Annotated in this window: 15 protein-coding genes and 1 pseudogene; 11 read left to right on the top strand and 5 right to left on the bottom strand. The window is 72.2% G+C overall.

Going from position 1 to position 17,625, the window contains the following annotated elements:
• The first annotated feature begins 37 nt into the window (after positions 1-37).
• The 6 genes from QN357_RS10780 to QN357_RS10805 all read left to right on the top strand — a co-directional run bounded on the left by QN357_RS10780 (position 38) and on the right by QN357_RS10805 (position 6,239).
• On the top strand, positions 38-1,675 hold the full coding sequence (locus QN357_RS10780; RefSeq protein WP_134560391.1) for a sugar ABC transporter ATP-binding protein: 1,638 nt from the start codon (positions 38-40) through the stop codon (positions 1,673-1,675).
• A gap of 5 nt (positions 1,676-1,680) precedes the next feature.
• The gene (locus QN357_RS10785) at positions 1,681-2,652 is read left to right on the top strand and encodes an ABC transporter permease (protein WP_322136819.1); all 972 of its coding nucleotides are present in this window, start codon (positions 1,681-1,683) and stop codon (positions 2,650-2,652) included.
• 65 nt (positions 2,653-2,717) lie between these two features.
• Complete coding sequence (locus tag QN357_RS10790; RefSeq protein ID WP_134560387.1) at positions 2,718-3,662, top strand: substrate-binding domain-containing protein; 945 nt, start codon at positions 2,718-2,720, stop codon at positions 3,660-3,662.
• On the top strand, positions 3,659-4,597 hold the full coding sequence (locus tag QN357_RS10795) for a ribokinase (RefSeq protein ID WP_134560385.1): 939 nt from the start codon (positions 3,659-3,661) through the stop codon (positions 4,595-4,597). Before QN357_RS10790 ends, QN357_RS10795 begins: the two co-directional genes overlap by 4 nt.
• Positions 4,594-4,977, top strand: coding sequence for a D-ribose pyranase (gene rbsD, locus QN357_RS10800; RefSeq protein WP_134446179.1), 384 nt, complete (start codon positions 4,594-4,596; stop codon positions 4,975-4,977). The genes QN357_RS10795 and rbsD overlap by 4 nt, the downstream gene beginning before the upstream one ends.
• A gap of 116 nt (positions 4,978-5,093) precedes the next feature.
• On the top strand, positions 5,094-6,239 hold the full coding sequence (locus tag QN357_RS10805) for a glycerate kinase (RefSeq protein WP_134560381.1): 1,146 nt from the start codon (positions 5,094-5,096) through the stop codon (positions 6,237-6,239).
• A gap of 26 nt (positions 6,240-6,265) precedes the next feature.
• Here QN357_RS10805 and QN357_RS10810 read toward each other — a convergent pair whose 3' ends face one another.
• The gene (locus tag QN357_RS10810) at positions 6,266-6,580 is read right to left on the bottom strand and encodes a hypothetical protein (protein WP_322136814.1); all 315 of its coding nucleotides are present in this window, start codon (positions 6,578-6,580) and stop codon (positions 6,266-6,268) included.
• Positions 6,581-6,583: 3 nt separating this feature from the next.
• Between QN357_RS10810 and QN357_RS10815 the strand changes: the two genes are divergently transcribed.
• Positions 6,584-6,778 (top strand): hypothetical protein, encoded by a 195-nt coding sequence (locus QN357_RS10815; RefSeq protein ID WP_322136813.1) that lies wholly within the window; start codon positions 6,584-6,586, stop codon positions 6,776-6,778.
• On the opposite strand, the pseudogene QN357_RS10820 reads toward QN357_RS10815, so the two are convergent.
• Both QN357_RS10820 and QN357_RS10825 read right to left on the bottom strand, forming a co-directional pair.
• A pseudogene (locus QN357_RS10820) lies at positions 6,727-7,254 on the bottom strand (2,3-bisphosphoglycerate-dependent phosphoglycerate mutase); the annotation flags it as partial. The gene QN357_RS10815 and the pseudogene QN357_RS10820 overlap by 52 nt on opposite strands.
• The gene (locus QN357_RS10825) at positions 7,163-7,930 is read right to left on the bottom strand and encodes a hypothetical protein (RefSeq protein WP_322136812.1); all 768 of its coding nucleotides are present in this window, start codon (positions 7,928-7,930) and stop codon (positions 7,163-7,165) included. The pseudogene QN357_RS10820 and the gene QN357_RS10825, both read right to left, overlap by 92 nt.
• Here QN357_RS10825 and QN357_RS10830 point away from each other — a divergent pair.
• Entirely contained in the window at positions 7,929-8,765 is an 837-nt protein-coding gene (locus QN357_RS10830; RefSeq protein ID WP_134446182.1) for an SDR family NAD(P)-dependent oxidoreductase, read from the top strand. The genes QN357_RS10825 and QN357_RS10830 overlap by 2 nt on opposite strands.
• Before the next feature lie 13 nt (positions 8,766-8,778).
• Here QN357_RS10830 and QN357_RS10835 read toward each other — a convergent pair whose 3' ends face one another.
• Complete coding sequence (locus tag QN357_RS10835; RefSeq protein WP_322189102.1) at positions 8,779-9,723, bottom strand: NADP-dependent oxidoreductase; 945 nt, start codon at positions 9,721-9,723, stop codon at positions 8,779-8,781.
• A 139-nt stretch (positions 9,724-9,862) separates the two neighbouring features.
• Between QN357_RS10835 and QN357_RS10840 the strand changes: the two genes are divergently transcribed.
• Genes QN357_RS10840 through QN357_RS10850 form a run of 3 tightly spaced genes read left to right on the top strand, consistent with a single transcriptional unit; the run spans position 9,863 to position 12,447 of the window.
• A complete protein-coding gene (locus QN357_RS10840) occupies positions 9,863-10,882 on the top strand; it encodes a LacI family DNA-binding transcriptional regulator (protein ID WP_322189895.1) in 1,020 nt (339 codons plus the stop codon).
• 9 nt (positions 10,883-10,891) lie between these two features.
• Entirely contained in the window at positions 10,892-11,416 is a 525-nt protein-coding gene (locus QN357_RS10845) for a pyridoxine/pyridoxamine 5'-phosphate oxidase (protein WP_322189104.1), read from the top strand.
• Positions 11,413-12,447, top strand: coding sequence for an oxidoreductase (locus QN357_RS10850; protein ID WP_322189106.1), 1,035 nt, complete (start codon positions 11,413-11,415; stop codon positions 12,445-12,447). Before QN357_RS10845 ends, QN357_RS10850 begins: the two co-directional genes overlap by 4 nt.
• Positions 12,448-12,507: 60 nt before the next feature.
• Here QN357_RS10850 and QN357_RS10855 read toward each other — a convergent pair whose 3' ends face one another.
• Positions 12,508-17,589, bottom strand: coding sequence for an SCO7613 C-terminal domain-containing membrane protein (locus tag QN357_RS10855; protein WP_323504875.1), 5,082 nt, complete (start codon positions 17,587-17,589; stop codon positions 12,508-12,510).
• Positions 17,590-17,625 lie beyond the last annotated feature (36 nt).

Raw genomic sequence — 17,625 nt, forward strand, 5'->3', positions numbered from 1 at the left:
CCCACAGCCAGTCATAACAGCGTAAGGACGCACTGAAATGAATCCACAACCCCTGGTCACCCTGCAGAACGTGGGCAAGACCTTCGGCCAGGTGACCGTCATCAAGGACGTCACCGTGAGCGTCTACGCCGGCCACGTACAGGTGCTCCTCGGCGAGAACGGCGCCGGGAAATCCACGCTGATCAAGATGATGGCCGGGGTATACCAGCCCGATTCCGGCGACATCGTGGTCGACGGCGCCGTCGTGACGCTCCCGACGACCCGCGCGGCGGAGGACCTCGGTATCGCCACCATCCACCAGGAACTCAACCTCGTGCCGACCATGAGTGTCGCCGAGAACGTGATGCTCGGGCGGATGCCGACCAGGCACGGCATGGTCGACCGGCGCGCCCTCCGCAACCGGGCGCGTGCCGCCCTCGCCCTGATCGGTCTCGACGTCGACGTGGACACCCCGGTCGGCGAGCTCGGCATCGCCAAGCAGCAGCTCGTCGAGATCGCCAAGGCGCTCAGCATCAACGCGCGCATCCTCATCCTCGACGAGCCGACAGCCGCACTCACCCGGCACGAGACCCAGGCGCTCTTCGCCGTGATGGCCGACCTCCGGCGCCGCGGCGTCGCGATGCTCTTCATCAGCCACCACCTCGACGAGATCGCCGAGGTCGGCGACACGGTCACGGTGCTGCGCGACGGCGAATTCGTCGCCGAGGTGCCGGCCTCGACACCGGAAGCGGAGCTGGTGCGGCTCATGGTCGGCCGCAACATCGAGGACCAGTTCCCCCGGCGCGCCCCCGTGCTCGCCGAACCGGCCGAGATCCTCGCGGTCGAGAACCTCAGCGCGAGCGGCTCGTTCAGCGACGTGAGCTTCACCGTGCACGCCGGTGAAGTGCTCGGGATCGCCGGACTCGTCGGCGCCGGTCGCACCGAACTGATCCGGGCGATCGCGGGCGTCGACCACTACGACTCCGGCGCCGTTGTGGTGCGCGGGCACCGGCTGCCGAAGGGCAACATCCCGGCCGCGATCGCCGCGGGCATCGGCCACGTGCCCGAGGACCGCAAGGGACAGGGGCTCGTGCTCGGGGCATCCGTCAACGACAACCTCGGCTACGCGACGCTCGCGTCGACCGCACGCCTCGGGCTCGCGGACTTCACCGGCCAGCGCCGCAGGGCCCAGGCCGTCGCCGAGAAGCTCCGCATCCGGATGCACACCATCGACCAGCCCGTCGGCGCACTGTCAGGCGGCAACCAGCAGAAGGCCGTCTTCGGCCGCTGGATCATCGCCGCCTCGACCGTGCTGCTGCTCGACGAGCCCACCCGCGGCGTCGACGTCGGCGCCAAGGTCGAGATCTACGAACTGATGAACGCGATCACGGATGCCGGTGGCGCGATCGTCATGGTCTCGAGCGAACTCCCCGAGGTCCTCGGCATGAGCGACCGCATCCTGGTGATGCGGGACGGCCGGATCGCCGGCGAGCTGAGCGCCGCGGACGCCACCCAGGACGCCGTGATGACCCTCGCCGCCCGGGAAGCGGGCAGCACCGAGATCGACGCCATCGTCGACGACATCGAATCCGACGAACCGATCAACGAACCGATCAACGAACCGATCACCACAACGACCGACGGCGACCTCGCCGCCGTCACCCGCGACAACGCACCGACCCACGAGAAGGAATGACACCGATGTCCACGACTACCCTGGCCCCGGCGCGCCGCCGCGTCGACTACAAGAAATTCCTTGCCAACAACGGAGCGCTCGTCGGCCTCGTCGTGTTGTGCCTCGCCCTCTTCATCGCCACCCCGGACTTCCTGACCGGGCAGAACCTGCTGAACATCGGCATCCAGGTCTCCACCGTCGCCGTGCTCGCGTTCGGGATGACCTTCGTCATCGTCGCGGGCGGCATCGACCTGTCGGTCGGCGCGGTCGCCGCCCTCGCGGCCATGGTGTCCAGCTGGCTCTTCGTCGCCGCCGGGCTTCCCGGCTGGCTGACCCTGATCGGCGGGCTCGTCACCGGGCTCCTCGCCGGGATGGTCAACGGCCTCGCGAACGCCTACGGCAAGCTGCCCTCGTTCATCGCGACCCTCGCGATGCTGAGCGTCGCCCGCGGCCTCACCCTCGTCATCTCCGACGGCCGCCCGATCAAGACAGCGCCCGAGGTTTCCTTCCTCGGCGGAAACCTCGGACCGGTCCCGATGCCGATCGTCGTGCTCCTGCTCTCAGCCGTCGTCGCCTCCTTCGTGCTCAACCGCACCGTGATCGGGCGGTCGATGTACGCGGTCGGCGGCAACGCCGAGGCGGCGCGCCTGTCCGGGCTGCCGGTCAAGCGCATCCTCGTCACCGTCTTCGCCCTCGCCGGCCTGTTCGCGGCGCTCGCCGGGCTCCTCCTCGCCGGCCGGCTCGACTCCGCGCAGCCCCAGGCGGCTGCCGGCTACGAGCTCGACGCCATCGCGGCCGTCGTCATCGGCGGCGCATCGCTCTCTGGCGGCCTCGGCAAGATCTCGGGCACCTTCGTCGGCGCGCTCGTGCTCGTCGTGATCCGCAACGGCCTCAACCTGCTGAACGTCACCTCGTTCTGGCAGCAGGTCGTCATCGGCCTCGTGATCGCCCTCGCCGTCGGCGTCGACGTGCTGCGCCGCAAGACGCGCAACAGCTGAGCACTATTCCTCCACACCCGCACTTTCTCCCTTTCCCTCCATCGCTCAAACCAAAGGAACACACAATGAAGTCGTCCTCTTTCCGCAGAATCGCCGCCGTCACCACCGCAGCCGCCCTCATCCTCGTCGGCACGACCGCGTGCGGCCGGGGCGGTGGGGACTCGGCATCCGGCACCAAGATCGTGCTGGCCGTCTCCACCCTGAACAACCCGTTCTTCGTCGAGCTGCGCGACGGCGCCCAGGCCGCCGCGACCGCCGCCGGCCTGCAGCTCAACATCGTGGATGCCCAGAACGACTCGGCGACCCAGGCCAACCAGCTCGCCACGGCCGCATCGAGCGGGGCCAAGCTCGTCATCGTCAACCCCGTCGACTCGGATGCCGCCGGCTCGGCCGTCAAGGCGCTCAACACCGCGAACATCCCGGTGATCGCGGTCGACCGCACCGTCAACGGCGCAACCGTCGCCTCCCTCGTCGCGAGCGACAACGTCGCCGGCGGCAAGCAGGCCGCGGTCGAGCTCGCGACCGCGATGGGCGAGAAGGGCAGCGTCATCGACCTGCAGGGTGTCTCCGGAACCAGCGCGAGCCGCGACCGTGGCGCCGGCTTCGAAGAGGGCATGAAGGCCTACCCGAACATCACCGTCGTGGCCAAGCAGACCGCCAACTTCGACCGCGCCACCGCACTCGACGTGACGACGAACCTGCTCCAGGCCCACCCCGAGGTGACCGGTGTCTTCGCCGAGAACGATGAGATGGCCCTCGGAGCCGTGCAGGCGCTCGGATCCCGCGCCGGGACCGACGTCAAGGTCGTCGGCTTCGACGGAACCACCGACGGACTCGCCGCGATCACAGCGGGCACCCTCGCCGCCACGATCGCCCAGCAGCCCGCCGAACTCGGCAAGCTCGCCATCGAACTGGCCGTCAAGACCCTCGCCGGCGAAAAGGTCGACGCGACCGTCCCCGTCGAGGTCGTCACCGTCACGAAGACGAACGTGGGCGACTTCACCAAGTGAGCTCCTTCACCCCCACCGCTGACGGCGGCCCGATCGTCGTCGTCGGCTCGATCAACGTCGACCAGCTCATGGTCGTCGAGCGCCATCCCGCGCCAGGGGAAACCCTGATCGCGCGGTCGATGGAATTCCTGCCGGGCGGCAAGGGCGCCAACCAGGCCGTCGCAGCGGCCCGGCTGGGCGCGCACGTCAGCCTCGTCGGCGCCACCGGGAGCGATTCCGTCGCCGGGCTCACGATGGCTCTCCTCGAGCGGGCCGGCGTCGACCTGTCCGCCGTGTCCGCCATCGACGGCCCGACCGGCCTCGCCCTCGTCACCGTGGCCGACGACGGGGAGAACACCATCGTCGTCGTCCCCGGGGCGAACGCCGCCGTGGGGGCGGATGTCGTCGGTGACGCCGCCGACCTCATCGCGCGGGCCGCCGTCGTCGTGCTGCAGGGCGAGATCCCCGCCGCCGGCATCGAGGCGGCCGTCCGCCTGGCCACCGGCCGGGTCGTGCTCAACCTCGCTCCCGTGATCGCCGTCGACCCCGCCACGATCCGGCGGGCCGACCCGCTCGTCGTCAACGAGCACGAGGCCGCACTCGTCCTCGCGCTCGTCGACCCTGGCACGGACATCCCCCGTGGGGACGCCGAGCTCGTGGCCAGGCTCCGCGCCTGGGGCGTTCCCGCCGTGGTGCTGACCAGGGGAGAACAGGGTGCGATCTGTTCCGATTCCCTCGGCACGACCACGGTTCCCTCGCCCCGGGTCGCAGCGGTCGACTCCTCCGGCGCCGGCGATGCCTTCGTCGGGGCGCTCAGCGGACGGCTCGCCGCCGGCTCCAGTCTCCTCGACGCCGTGCGCCTCGCGGTCAGGGTCGGCGCGTTCGCGGTGCGCACGCTCGGCACCCAGCAGTCGTATCCCGGCGCGGACGACGAACTCCCCGAGGTGGAGAAGTGAAGCGGACCGGCATCCTGAATGCCGACCTCTGCGGCGCCCTCGCCAGACTCGGGCACACCGACCTGGTCCTGGTGGCCGATTGCGGCATGCCGATTCCGGCGGGGGTGCCGGTGGTCGACCTCGCTCTCGTCCACGGCATTCCGCGGTTCGAGCAGGTCCTCGATGCCCTCACAAGCGACATGGTGTTCCAGCACTGCATCGCCGCCGAGGAAGCGAAGGGCGCCCCGGCGGGTGCCTGGCTGGCCGAGCGTTTCGACGGGATCGAGTACATCAGCCACGAGGATCTCAAGGCGCTCTCCGCGTCTGCCAAGCTCTTCATCCGCACGGGCGAGGCCACGCCGTACGCGAATGCGGCCCTGGTCTGCGGGGTGTCATTCTGAGCCACGGCTCTTGAGATCGACGTGGTCCGCCGAAACGGCCACACTGAAGGGGCCGGGGAAATCTCCCCGGCCCCCTTTTCTCACCCCATCGGTTGCGCCCGGCAGAGGATCACCGCATGAAGTTCGTTCTGGCACCCGACTCCTTCAAGGAATCGATGACCGCGGCGGAGGCCGCGGCCGCGATGGAACGCGGCATCCGTTCGGTGTTCCCGGATGCCGTGTGTATCGTCGCGCCGATGGCCGACGGCGGGGAGGGAACGGCAGACGCCCTCGTGACCGCGCTCGGCGGCACCCTCGTCACGGCCGAGGTGCAGGATGCGCTCGGACGAACGGTTCCGGCGACCTATGGGTTCGTGGCCGCCGAGGGCCTGGCGGTCGTCGAGATCGCCGCGGCCGCCGGCATCCACCTCGTCGCGGTCGCCGACCGTGACCCCCGGATCGCGAGCACCTTCGGGGTCGGCCGGCTGATCGTTGACGCGCTCGACCGCGGCGCACGCCGGTTCATCGTCGGGCTCGGCGGATCGGTCACCAACGACGGCGGGGCGGGCATGCTTCAGGCGCTCGGCGCGCGGCTGCTCGACGTCGGCGGCGCTGAGCTGCCCCGCGGAGGCGCAGCCCTTGCCCGCCTCGCCCGGATCGACCTGTCCGGGTTCGATCCGCGACTCGCGGACACGTCTTTCCGGATCGCGTGCGACGTGACCAACCCGTTGCTCGGCCCGAGCGGGGCCAGCCGGGTGTTCGGACCCCAGAAGGGTGCGGATGAGTCGACCGTGGCCGAGCTCGACGCTGCCCTCGGCGTCTTCGCGTCCGTCGTCACGTCGATGACGGGCCGCGAGGTCGCCACGGTCGCCGGCGCCGGCGCCGCCGGCGGGCTCGGAGCGGCCTTCCTCGCCTTCTTCGACAGCACGATGCAGCGCGGCGTTGACGTCGTGATGGAGGCCGCCCACCTCTCCGAGTCGATGGCGGGCGCCGACATCGTGTTCACGGGGGAGGGCAGCATCGACGCCCAGACCCTCGGCGGGAAGACCCCGCTCGGCGTCGCGGAAACCGCGGCCAGGCACGGCGTGCCCGTGATCGCCTTCGCCGGCCGGGTCGGGGAGGGTGCCGAGGCGCTCTACGGGCACGGGTTCGCCGCTCTCGTTCCGATCGTCCTGGGCGTCTGCACCCTGGCGGAGGCGCTCGCCGCCGGCGCGGCCAACCTCGAGAAGGCCGTCGCGACCACCTGTCGCCTGCTCACGGTTCCGCAGCACTCCCGGCCCTGACTTGTGGCATCCGCAACTCGAGGGGACTAGGTGCCGCCGTCGGCGGTGAGCCGGGCCGCGGCGGGCAGTGCGGCGGCGGAATCGAGGTAGTGGCCGCCCGCCGAGAGCGGCTGCCGCGGGAGCGCGCCCGTGGGTTCCTGCGCCAGGTCGGCGGCCGTGAAGCGATAGACGAGCGGATGCCCGGTCGGAAGATTGAGCCGGTGGATCGCGTGGTCGTCGAGGCCGTCCAGCAGCGCGCAGTAGGCCCGGAGCGAGTTCCCGTGGGCGACGACGAGCACGGTCTGGCCGAGGCGGAGGCGCGGAACCACCTGTTCGGCGTGGAACCGGCCGACCCTCGCCATGACATGGCTGAGCGCCTCGGTGCGGGTGAGCGCTTCGGCAGGGAGCCCGCGGAACAGGGGCGATTCGCGCGCGGCCGCGAAAGCCTCGTCGTCGAGGGGGGCGGAGCGGTGTTGACCGACCTGCGCCAGGCCAGGAACTGGGCCTCGCCGAATTCCGCCCGCACGTCGGCCTTCGAGCGACCGGTCAGGGCTCCGTAGTTGCGCTCGTTGAGCCGCCAGTCGGCCTGCGGGGCCGCTGGGTGTTGTCGCAGCTCCTCGACCAGGATGTCGGCCGTTCGCCGGGCCCGCTGCAGGGCTGAGGTGAACACGGCGTCGGGGTGGAGGCCCGCCGAGGCTACCAGCCTGGCGGCGGACCGGGCCTCTGCCGCCCCCAGATCGGACAGCGGCGCGTCGAGGATCCCGGTGAACAGGCCGGAGGCATTCGCCGTGCTCTCGCCGTGCCGCAGGAGCACGAGAGTGCCGGGAGTGCGGGTGCTCACTGGCCTGTCCTCTCGGCGTTCCGACCGGGACGCTCCTGTCAGGCTATCGCCCGGCCGTGCCCGGCGCGGTCGTGCTGGGCACGGCCGTTCCGGGGCGGACGGCTCAGAAGTCGAAGCCGCCGCCGAAGTCCCCGCCGCCGAAGTCGCCCCCGCCGAAGTCACCGCCGGTGTCGGACCCCGTGTCCGCTCCGGCATCCGTGCTCGTGTCGCTCGCGGAGTCCCCGCCGGAATCGGTCCCTGAATCGCTCGCTGCGGCATCCGTCGCCCCCGGGTCCGGCAGGAACGCGCTCACGAGCGCGGACCCGATCACGTAACCGGCGACCGTGCCGAGGATGGTGCTGCCGACCATGCCGCCGAACCCCAGGCCGCCCTGGCCCTGGCGGCCGAGGGTGCGTTCGAGGGTGCCGGGCTCGCGGAGCTCTGCACGGGTGGCGGCCTTCGCGAGCGTCGCTGGCGCGGCGTCGGCCGGGCGTTCGCTCGGCGTGGCGTTCTCGGTGAGGCGCTGGAAGAGCAGGTCGCGCTGCTGGTCGGTGAGCTTGGCGAAGGCCTCGGTGTGCACTTGCTCGATGGTCTCCGGCGGCGCCGTGCGCAACAGGTACTGGTAGCGCTCGACGGCGATCTCGTCGTCGGTGCGCTGCGGGACGGCGCCACGCGTGGTGGGCGCGGTGCGGGCCTGTGCCGTGCTGCCCTGTTCGTCGCGGCCGAAGAGGCGGTCGAGGAATCCCATGGTGTGCTCCTGGTCAGTCGTCTTGTGAGTCGTCGATCGGTTGCGTCCACGATGCCAGCCGGGGCTGGGTATGCACTGGGCTTCCGGGGCGCTCCCCAGGATGGCGGCTCCCGGACCGGCGGCGATGATGAATGATGGAGGCATGACTCGAACCGTTTCCGGAGCCCGCGTGCTGATCACCGGCGCTGCCAGCGGCATGGGCCGCCTCTACGCCGAGCGGGCCGTCGCAGAGGGGGCGCGGGCGGTGATCCTGTGGGATCGGGACGCCGCCGCTCTCACCAGGACGGCCGCTCGCCTCTCCGAGGGGGCCACCGGCTCGACCGCGGTGTTTCCGTACGTCGTCGACATCGGAGACCTGGGTGCGATCGCGCAGACAGCCCAACGCGTGCGCACGGAAATCGGAAATCCGGACATCGTGATCAACAACGCCGGGATCGTGCGCGGCGCCTTCTTCTGGGAACACGACAACGGCGACGACACTCGCCCCACCATGCAGATCAACGCCCTCGCCCCGATGTACATCGCCCGCGAGTTCCTGCCGGGGATGATGAGCACCAACGGCCGGGAATCGCGGATCGTGAACATCGCCTCGGCGGCCGGCCTGCTCTCCAACCCGAGGATGAGCGTGTACGCGGCCTCGAAGGCCGCCCTGATCGGCTGGAGCGATTCCCTGCGGCTCGAGCTCGTGCAGCAGGGTTTCAGCCGGGTCAAGGTCACCACGGTGTCGCCGAGCTATATCTCGACCGGCATGTTCGACGGCGCGCGCGGGCCGCTCCTGACTCCCATACTCACACCGGAATACGTCGTCGACCGGGTCTGGCGGGCCATGCTCGCCGGGACTCCGCAGGTGACCATGCCGTGGACGGTCGGTCTGTCGAAAGTGCTGCGGGGCATCCTGCCGCTGCCGGTCTGGGATCTCGTGGCCGGCCGCGTCTTCGGCGTCTACAACACCATGGACGACTTCGTCGGGCGTCGCTGACCGTCCGGGCGGGTCAGGGCAGCAGGACGATCTTGCCGCGCGGATGCCCGTGCTCGCTGAGCTCTTGGGCTGCGGCCGCCTCGGCGAGCGGGAAGACCGCTGCGATCTCGACATCGAACCGGCCGGCGGCCGCCAGCTCGGTTGCAAGTCGCAGGCCCGCCGCCCTGAGCTCGACCTGCTCCGGGGTGAGCGGAACCGGGCTGCCGCCTGACCAGGCCTGGATGCCGAGCTCCGCCGCCTTCCGGCCGACCACGATCGTGCCGATCCTGCTGCGGTCGGCGACGAGCGCGAAGGAAGCCTTGAGGGCCTCGTCGGTGCCCGCGGCATCCAGGACGACGTCGACGCCCCGGGGAGCCACCGAACGGATGCGATCGACGAGACCGGGCCCGTACACGACCGGGATCGCGCCGAGTTCGGCCAGCCGGGCCTGGTTCGGCTCGCTCGCCGTCGCGATCACGGTCGCGCCGTCGAGCAGGGCGAACTGGATCGCGGCCTGTCCGACGCTGCCAGAACCGCCGTGGATGAGCAGGGTGTCCGCCGATCCCAGTCCGAGGGAGCGGAGCGCCTGGTAGGCCGTACCGGCCGGCACTCCGAGGGCCGCGGCCTCCGCCCAGCCGAGTGCGTCCGGCTTGCGAGTGAGCTGCGCGGGGGTCGCTGTCAGGTGGCTGGCATAGGCGCCAGCGGCGCCGAGCACGATCACGGCGTCCCCGACCGACCAGCCGGTCACGCCGGCGCCGACCTCGACGATCCGCCCGGCGGCGTCGGAGCCCGGCCGCCTCGGCGTCGTGATCGGGCCCGTCGGGCGGATGGCCCTGCGGATCTTCCAGTCGATCGGGTTCACGCCCGCCGCCCGGACCGCGACCACGACTTCGCCGGCGGATGCCCGGGGCTCGGCCACCTCGACCAGCTCGAGCACCTCGGGTCCGCCGAATTTGCTGTACTGAACGATCTGGGCCATGGGGTCTCCTCGAGTCGGTGGAGGGCGGAATGACAACCCCCTCCCGCATTTTGACACCTCTGCGCCTCCGCAATAGTCTGGGCATCAGCTTGGAAACGTTTCCACTTGACGCAGTCCCGGCAGGGCAGGGGGTGCAGTGATGGTCACGATCACCATCAAGGACGTTGCCGCGCTCGCCGGCGTCTCCGTCGCGACGACGTCCCGGGTGCTCTCCGGAAACCCCGCCACCTCGGCGGACGCCCGCTCCCGGGTGCAGGCGGCCGTCGCGGAGCTCGACTATCGGCCGAACGCCCAGGCCAGGGCGCTCCGGTCCACCCGCACGCACGCGATCGGCCTGCTGGTGCCGGATGTCCGGAACCCGTTCTTCGCGGACCTCGCCCACACGGTCGAGCAGGCTGCCCTCGTGCACGGCTTCGTGACGCTGCTCGGCAACGCGAACGAGCGGAAGGACCAGCAGGACCGGTACCTCGACAACCTGATCGCCCGGCGCGTCGACGGCATCATCGTCGCGCCGCTCGGTGACGGGAGCGGCAGCATCCGCTCGGTCGTCGGACGGGAGATCCCGGCCGTCTTCATCGACCGCACCATCGAGGGCATCGACCTGCCGAGCGTCACGACGGACAGCGACACCGGGATCCGGGAGGCGGTCGATCATCTCGCCGCGCTCGGGCACACCCGGATCGGCTACATTGCCGGGCCGCAGTCCACCTCGACCGGCCGTGAACGCTACGCGAGCTTCGTCCGGGCCGCCGGCGACCGGGGCCTCAGCCTCGACCCAGCGCTCATCGTCTTCGGCGACTTCCAGCCCGAGAGCGGCTCGGCCGCCGTGCGCACCCTGCTCGCACTCAATGAACCGCCGACCGCGCTTCTCGTCGCGGACAGCCCGATGGCGTTCGGCGCGATCGGCGCGATCCAGAAGCTCGGCCTCCGGATCGGCACCGACGTCGTCCTGGTCTCCTTCGACGACATCGACTGGCTCGCCCTGCTCGATCCGCCCGTGAGCGTCATCGCGCACAGTGTCGCGGACATGGGCCGGATCGCCGTCGACATGCTCAGGACCGTGATCGACGGCGGCACGCCGGAGTCCGTGCGCCTGCCCAGCCGGTTGATCATCCGGGGCTCCTCCGCGACCCCGGTCGATCCCAGTCGATCCCGCTAGGCTCGGCGCGTGACCGAATCCTTCCGTTCCCTGTTGCGCTCCCTGCCGGACTTCCCGGCCTCCCTCCCGCCCTTCGACGCGAAGGCCGCCGAGTCCGATCCCGCCCGGCTCTTCCAGGTCTGGCTTGCCGCCGCCCTCGCCGCCGGGGTGCCGCAGCCGCACGCCTTCAGCCTCGCCACGACGACCGCTGCCGGCCAGCCGTCCTCACGGATGCTGATCCTCAAGAACATCGACGAGGCCGGCTGGCACTTCGCGAGCTCCGCGACCTCGCGCAAGGGCCTCGAGCTCAGTGAGAACCCGAGCGCGGCGATGAACTTCTACTGGCCGCAGCTGGGCAGGCAGGTGCGCGTTGTCGGTTCGGTGATCGAGCTCTCGGCCCGGGCATCCGCGCAGGACTGGGACGAGCGCCCCGGCGCCGACGGCCGGCCCAACCCGAGCTGGCGGCTTTACGCGCTGCAGCCGAGCGAGATCGAGTTCTGGCAGGCGAGCGCCGACCGGAACCACGTGCGCTACCGGATCGAGCTGTCGAAATGACCGCCGCTTCTCCGAAGAAGTCGCCGAAGAAGCCCGGCTGGACCGCCGCGGACATCCCCGACCTCCGGGGTCGCACGATTATCGTCACGGGAGCGAACTCGGGGCTCGGATTCGTGACGGCGTCCGAGCTGGCCGGGCACGGGGCATCCGTCACCCTCGCCGTGCGTGATCTCGCCAGGGGCGAAGGCGCAGCGCGGCGCATCCTGGCCGGGCTGCCGGCCGACCGGGCGGCGGATGCCGCGGTGCAGGTGCGCGAGCTCGACCTGTCCAGCCTCGCCTCGGTTCGGGCCTTCGCGAGTGCCTGGCTCGCCGAGCACCCCCAAGGACTCGACGTCCTCGTCAACAACGCGGGCGTGATGAACGTGCCGGAGCGCCGGACCGTCGACGGATTCGAACTGCAGTTCGGCACCAACCACCTCGGCCATTTCGCCCTCACCGGGCTGCTGCTGCCCGGCCTCCTCGCCCGCGCCGCGGCGGCCACCGGCCCGGACGCGGTCACCGGCCCTTACGCCGGCCGGAAGGCCCGGGTCGTCACGCTCTCCTCCGCACTGCACCGGCGCGGCCGGATGGACTTCGACGACCTGATGGGCGCGCAGAAGTACAAGGCCTGGGCTGCCTACGGCCAGAGCAAGCTCGCCAACCTGCTCTTCACAAGCGAACTCCAGCGCCGGGCCGACGCGGCAGGGGCACCCCTGCTCGCCCTCGCCGCCCACCCCGGGTACGCCCGTACGAACCTGCAGTCCGTCGGCGCAAGCATGCGCGGCAACAACAACGGCTTCGAACGCCGTCTGACGGATCTCGCCAACCGGGTCCTCGCCCAGCCGGCCGAGATGGGGGCGCTGCCCACGCTCTACGCTGCGACCGAGCCGGGACTCGCCGGCAATACCTTCGTCGGGCCGGACGGCTTCGGCGAGCAGCACGGCCACCCGCATCCGGTCGGGCGGTCCGAACGGGCCGGCAACCACGCGGATGCCGTGCGCCTGTGGTCGGAAAGCGAACGCCTGACCGGGGTCACCTTCGATCTCGGCTGACAGCGCGCCCGCGTCACGGCAGGGGGCGGCGACACGCGACGGTGTCGCTGCGCTGACCCGTCAGCGGAGCGACGAGATGCCGAGCGCGATCTGCTTGAGAGCGCGGATCCGCTGCTCGTAGCGGGCAGCGAGCACGATCAGCAGGGTGCCGCCGATGCCGAGCCACAGCCACCAGGCGACGGCCTCGTAGGCCAGCGCGATCCACGGCCACAGCTGGGCGAGACCGTGCACGAGCAACACCACGGCGCCCAGCACGAACGGCGCCTGCAACCGCTGCCACAGGCCGGCCAGCAGCACGGCGACCGCGAGTACTCCGAGCCCGACGACCCGCCAGAGCGGGCTCTCGGTCACGTCGAGCAGGAGCGACGGACCGAGCAGCACGAAGAGGCCCGGTGCGAGCCACGGCCAGCTGCGCGCGGACGGCGTCGCCTCGAGGTGCAGCCAGCCGCTCGTGACGAGCGCGAGGGCGAGCGGAACGCTCACGATCTCGATCGGGTGCGGAACGCCGTGGCCGTAGCCGGCGAGCACCGCGACTCCGCCGGCGGCGATGGCCAGCCACGCGACCCAGCGGCCGGCCCGGCCCGGGTCGAGCTGGAACACCGAGACGTGCACCGCGGAGAATGTCCAGGCGAGCAGCACGACGCGGATCGTCGCGAGAGGCGCATACCCGAGCGCGGCGACTTCGGCCCCGAGCACGCCGGCCATCGCCAGGATCACGAGACCGTAGCCGAGCGCCGACGTCGCGGAATCCGTGGCCGGCACCTGTCTCGGGCCGGTCCGCACCGGGCCGGGCGTCGAACCGGTGAAGCGGATGCCGTCGCGCGCATCGCCGTCGACCGGGCCAGTCGGTGGGTGGTCGCCGACGGCCGCGGCGAGACCGGCGACGGGGCCGCGGCGGGCCGCGGCCAGGAGGGCGATTCCGGTCGCGGCCACGAGCACAGCCGCGGGCAGGAGCCAGCCCTCGAGCCGGGAATCCGGCCCGGCCGGGACGGTGTCGAGGAGCGGGCTGACTCGGTTCAGGGCGGTGAGCAGCACGGCGACGAGTCCGGCGGAGACGGCCGGCCAGGCCAGCGGACGCCACGCCGGTGTCGCTGTGAGCGTGGCGCCGGCGATCGCGAGTGCGCCGCCGAAGGTGAGCACGAGGATCGGGCGGAGCAGGGACCCGTCCGGTGTCGGCGGGATCGTGGCGCTCGGGAGCACGGCGAGCAGGAGGCCGGCCTGGATCCAGAACCGGGTCGACCGGGCCGCGCCCGAGTCCGCGGCCGTGGCCGGGACGGGGCTGTGGAACTGGCCGGCGGCGAGGAGGCGCCCGCCGACGATCACGAGTCCGACCGGAACCGTCACGATCTCGAGCGGAACCGGGACACCGTGCAGGTATCCGCCGAGCAGTGCGACGCCGGCGCCGCCGAGGGCGGCCCAGGCGAGAGCGCGGCCCTCCCTGGTGCGGTCCCACCGGATCAGACCGACGTGCGCCGCCGCGCAGGCGAGGGCGAGCAGCACGACGCGCGGAGCGGCGAGCGGGGTCTCGTCGGGGGCCGCTGCGGCGAGGCTGAGGACCTCGGCGAGTGACCCGAAGGTGACGGCGACCGTGAGCAGGCCGTATCCGGTGCGCACGGCGAGCCTGGCCGTGAGGTGGGCGTCACCGGGACCCGAGGCGTCCCCGAGCATCCGTCGCCCGGAGCGTGCGCTGAGGATGCCGGCGACAACGAGAACCAGCAGTGCGGGCAGGAGCCAGGCCTCGATGAGGAGCCCTGCGTCTTCGGTGGAGCGGAGGAGCGCCACGATCCGGCCGCCGCTCGTCACGAGCAGCCCGAGGGTGCCGCTCGCCGCGGCCGCGGCGAGGTACCCGGACCGCGGCGGGGTCCAGCGCAGGGCGCAGGCAGTGAGCAGCAGCGCGGCCGAGACGCCGCTGACCGCGAGCGGGCGGGCGAGCGGGCCGGTCCCGGCGACAAGCGCGACGGGCACGAGCGCGACGAGCAGCCCGGCGAGGGTGAGCCAAGCGGCGACGGGGCTCCCGGCCGTCCTGCGGTCGACCAGTCCGAAGCGGCGGATGAGCGCGGCCAGCACGAGCAGGACCGCCGCGACGGGCAGCACGTAGGGTTCCACGGCCTCGGTGCCTGACCGGGAGAGGCCGAGCCAGAGGCCCGCGATTCCGAGGCAGAGCGCCACCCAGCCGAGGTGCCGTCGCGCGGAGTGCGAGCCGAAGAGCCCGTCGGGGGCGATCGCGGCCAGGAGCGCGGCGAGGCCGGCGAGGAGGAGCGCGACCCAGCCGAGCGGGCGGCTCGTGGCGATCGCCGTGATCGTTGCCGGGCCGAGCACGAGCAGTGCGCCGACCTCGAGGGCGAGCCGGTCGGAGTGACCGCGGGACACCGTCCCGGGCGACGTGCGTAGCGCGAGCGACACGAGCGTGAGCCCGAGGGCGCAGCACAGGATGGCGGCGGCCGGCGCGGCCACGTCGGCGACGGTGGCGGGGGCATCCGCTGCCCGGAGCACGGCGCCGAACAGCAGGAACAGCACCGGGGCGATCGCGACGATCGCGGTGAGCCGCTCGATGGGAGCGGCGGCGCGGTTGCCGCGGAGCGTGAGCCAGAGCACGGCGGCAGTGAGCAGCAGCACAGTGTGGATGATGCCCGCTGCCGGTTCGGGCTGCAGCAGGACGGCGCGACCGGTCGGGTCGAGGGCGGCGGCGAGGTCCCCGACGGGCAGGGCGAAGGCCAGGATCGTGGGGGCGAGCAGGGTCCGGAAGGCCCAGCGGCGCTCGGTGGGCTGCACCCAGCGGGGCAGCGGCACCGCGAAGAAAAGCTGGAGGAGCGCGGTCGCGAGGGTGAGGCCGCGCAGCTGGTCCACGAGCAGCACGGTCGCCGGCGGCCGGGCGCCGAGGGTGAGCGCCCACGGCGCGACGATGACGGCGAGCAGGGTGAGCAGGAGCGCGCCCGCCAGGAGCGCGCCGCGTCCCTGTTCCCGCCCGCTGTGCGCGGGGCGGTCGGGGGTTCCCGCGATGTGGGCTTCTTGGACGTTGTCGAGCAGGCCGCGGGCGACGACGAGCGCGAGGATGCCGGTGGCTGTGCCGATCCACCAGGTGTCCGACCGCGCCCAGCCGACCAGGAAACCGAGGGAGACGCTCACGATGACGAGGGTGAGCACGATGGGACGGAGGGAACCGAGCGGCAGCCGGTCGCGCTGGTGCGCGAGCAGGGCGAACAGCGCGCCGCCGCCGAGCAGCCCGAAGAGCAGGGTGACCAGCCATACCGAGCCGGGGAGCTGCCCCGCGAACGGGACCGCGAGCACGAGAGTAGCCGCGAAAACCGCCGCGACCAGGCGCGTGCGAGCGTGCAGCAGCCCCCCGGCGTGCCAGATGACGGCGGCCAGGGCGCCGGCTGCGACGAGGGCGCTGAGGGCCCAGAGACTGTTCGGGCCGACCGGGTTGTCCAGCTCGTCGAACCAGGAGAGGAGCGGGTTGAACGGCCTGCCTGGGTCGCTCGCGAACACAGTCAGGCCACGCACGAGCGCGACGCCGAGCGGCCACGCGGCGCTGGAGACCGTCGCGAGGGCGAAATAGCCCGCGGCGAGGGCCGCCGTCAGGGCCGCGACGCGCTCGGCGGTGCGCCGCGGACCGGCGGCGCGGTTGGACACGAGCTCCAGGCCGAGCGCGAGGGTGAGCGCGACCAGCAGGGGCGCCGTGACAAGGAGCGGGATGCTGGTGGTGCGGATCGCGACGATCAGGGCGATCAGGGCGAGCGCGAGGGCCGCGACGGCCGAACAGAAGCAGGCGAAGGCGAGCGAGCCTGCGCCCGGGCCGGCCGGGGCAGAGGCTGAGGCGACCGATTGGGCAGGGTCGGCCGGGGCCTGGGCCGGAGGTACCGCGCGCACCCCGAGGATCGTGACGGAGTGCACGGCGGCGACGAGCGCGACCGCACCGAGCAGCCAGAGCGGGGAGAGTTCGCTGCCCGTCTCCACGAACGGGGCCGTTGCGAGGGCACCGAGCAGCGACACGACGGCGAAACCGAACACGATCGCCCGCTCGGGCGCCCGGTCGGCGCCTGGCCAACGACCGACCGGCGCGGCGGCGCCCTTCGGCGTCGACGCCCGGGTGAACCGGTGGATGAGCGCGCCGACGGATGCCCCGAGGCACGCGAGGTAGACCCGGGTCAGGTCGTTCTGGCCGACCGCCGCGGCGGAGACGAGCAGGCCGAGCCCGGGCGCGGCGGCCGCGAAGCCGGCGACACTCGCGACCCGCAGCCCGGATACGGCGTGCCAGCCGAGGAACAGCCCGGTGCACACGAGGAGCGTCACCCCCCAGTAGCCGTCGGACTCCGCCGCGCCGAGCCCGAAGAGGTCGTTCTGCCGGAGGGACCAGGCGTCGAGCAGCACGAGTACGACCGCGAGGGCGCCGATGCCCTCCGCCGTGACCCCGAGTCCGCGGCGCTTGAGCACCGCGGCCGTGACCAGCGCCCCGGCCGTGAATGCCCCGACGATGAGGGAACGCACGAGGAGCCCGGCGAAGATCCAGGCGACCGTGAGGAAGAAGATCGCGGCGACCGACACGAGCGTGACCCCGACCACGAGCAGCAGGATCTGCACGCTCGACCGTTTCGGCGGGAGCGAGGGGTCCCGCGGCGCAAGTGCGGCCTTCGGGAGTGCCTGCCGCGGCGGGGACTGGTGGGCCGGCGTGGACAGCGCGGGCGCTGATCGGGAGGGCGTCGGCGTCGCGTGCTCTGACGGAACCGGCACCGATGGCGCGGTCGAAGCCCAAGCCGCGATCGGGACCACCAGGGGAGCAGTCGCCGGCGGTTGGGGGAGCCAGGACAGGGGAGGCGCCGGAGCCGGCGCGGTCGGCGTGTGCTGCACCTGTTGGGCGGCGGCCCGGGCCCGGGCGGCGTCGAAACGCAGGCGCCCGATCAGCGCCACGCGCCGGTCGAGCAGTTTCGCGGCATCCGTTGACACGGCCAGCAGCTCGGCGGCGACAGGATGCCGCAGGTCGAGCCCGCAGGACGGGCACCCGTATGGCGCGAGCGGGGTCTGGCAGGCCGGGCACAGGGTCGTGTCGGTCAGGTCGCGGAGCGAGCCGGGCCAGAGCACCGTGCCCGCGTGCTGCGCGAATGGATCGGGTGCGGCTGAATCGCCGCCGGCCGGGTCTGACATCGTTGCCCCTCGCTTGATGTGGACTGCCCCCACAGG

The organism is Cryobacterium sp. RTC2.1, assembly GCF_035018685.1.
GTDB lineage: Bacteria > Actinomycetota > Actinomycetes > Actinomycetales > Microbacteriaceae > Cryobacterium > Cryobacterium glucosi.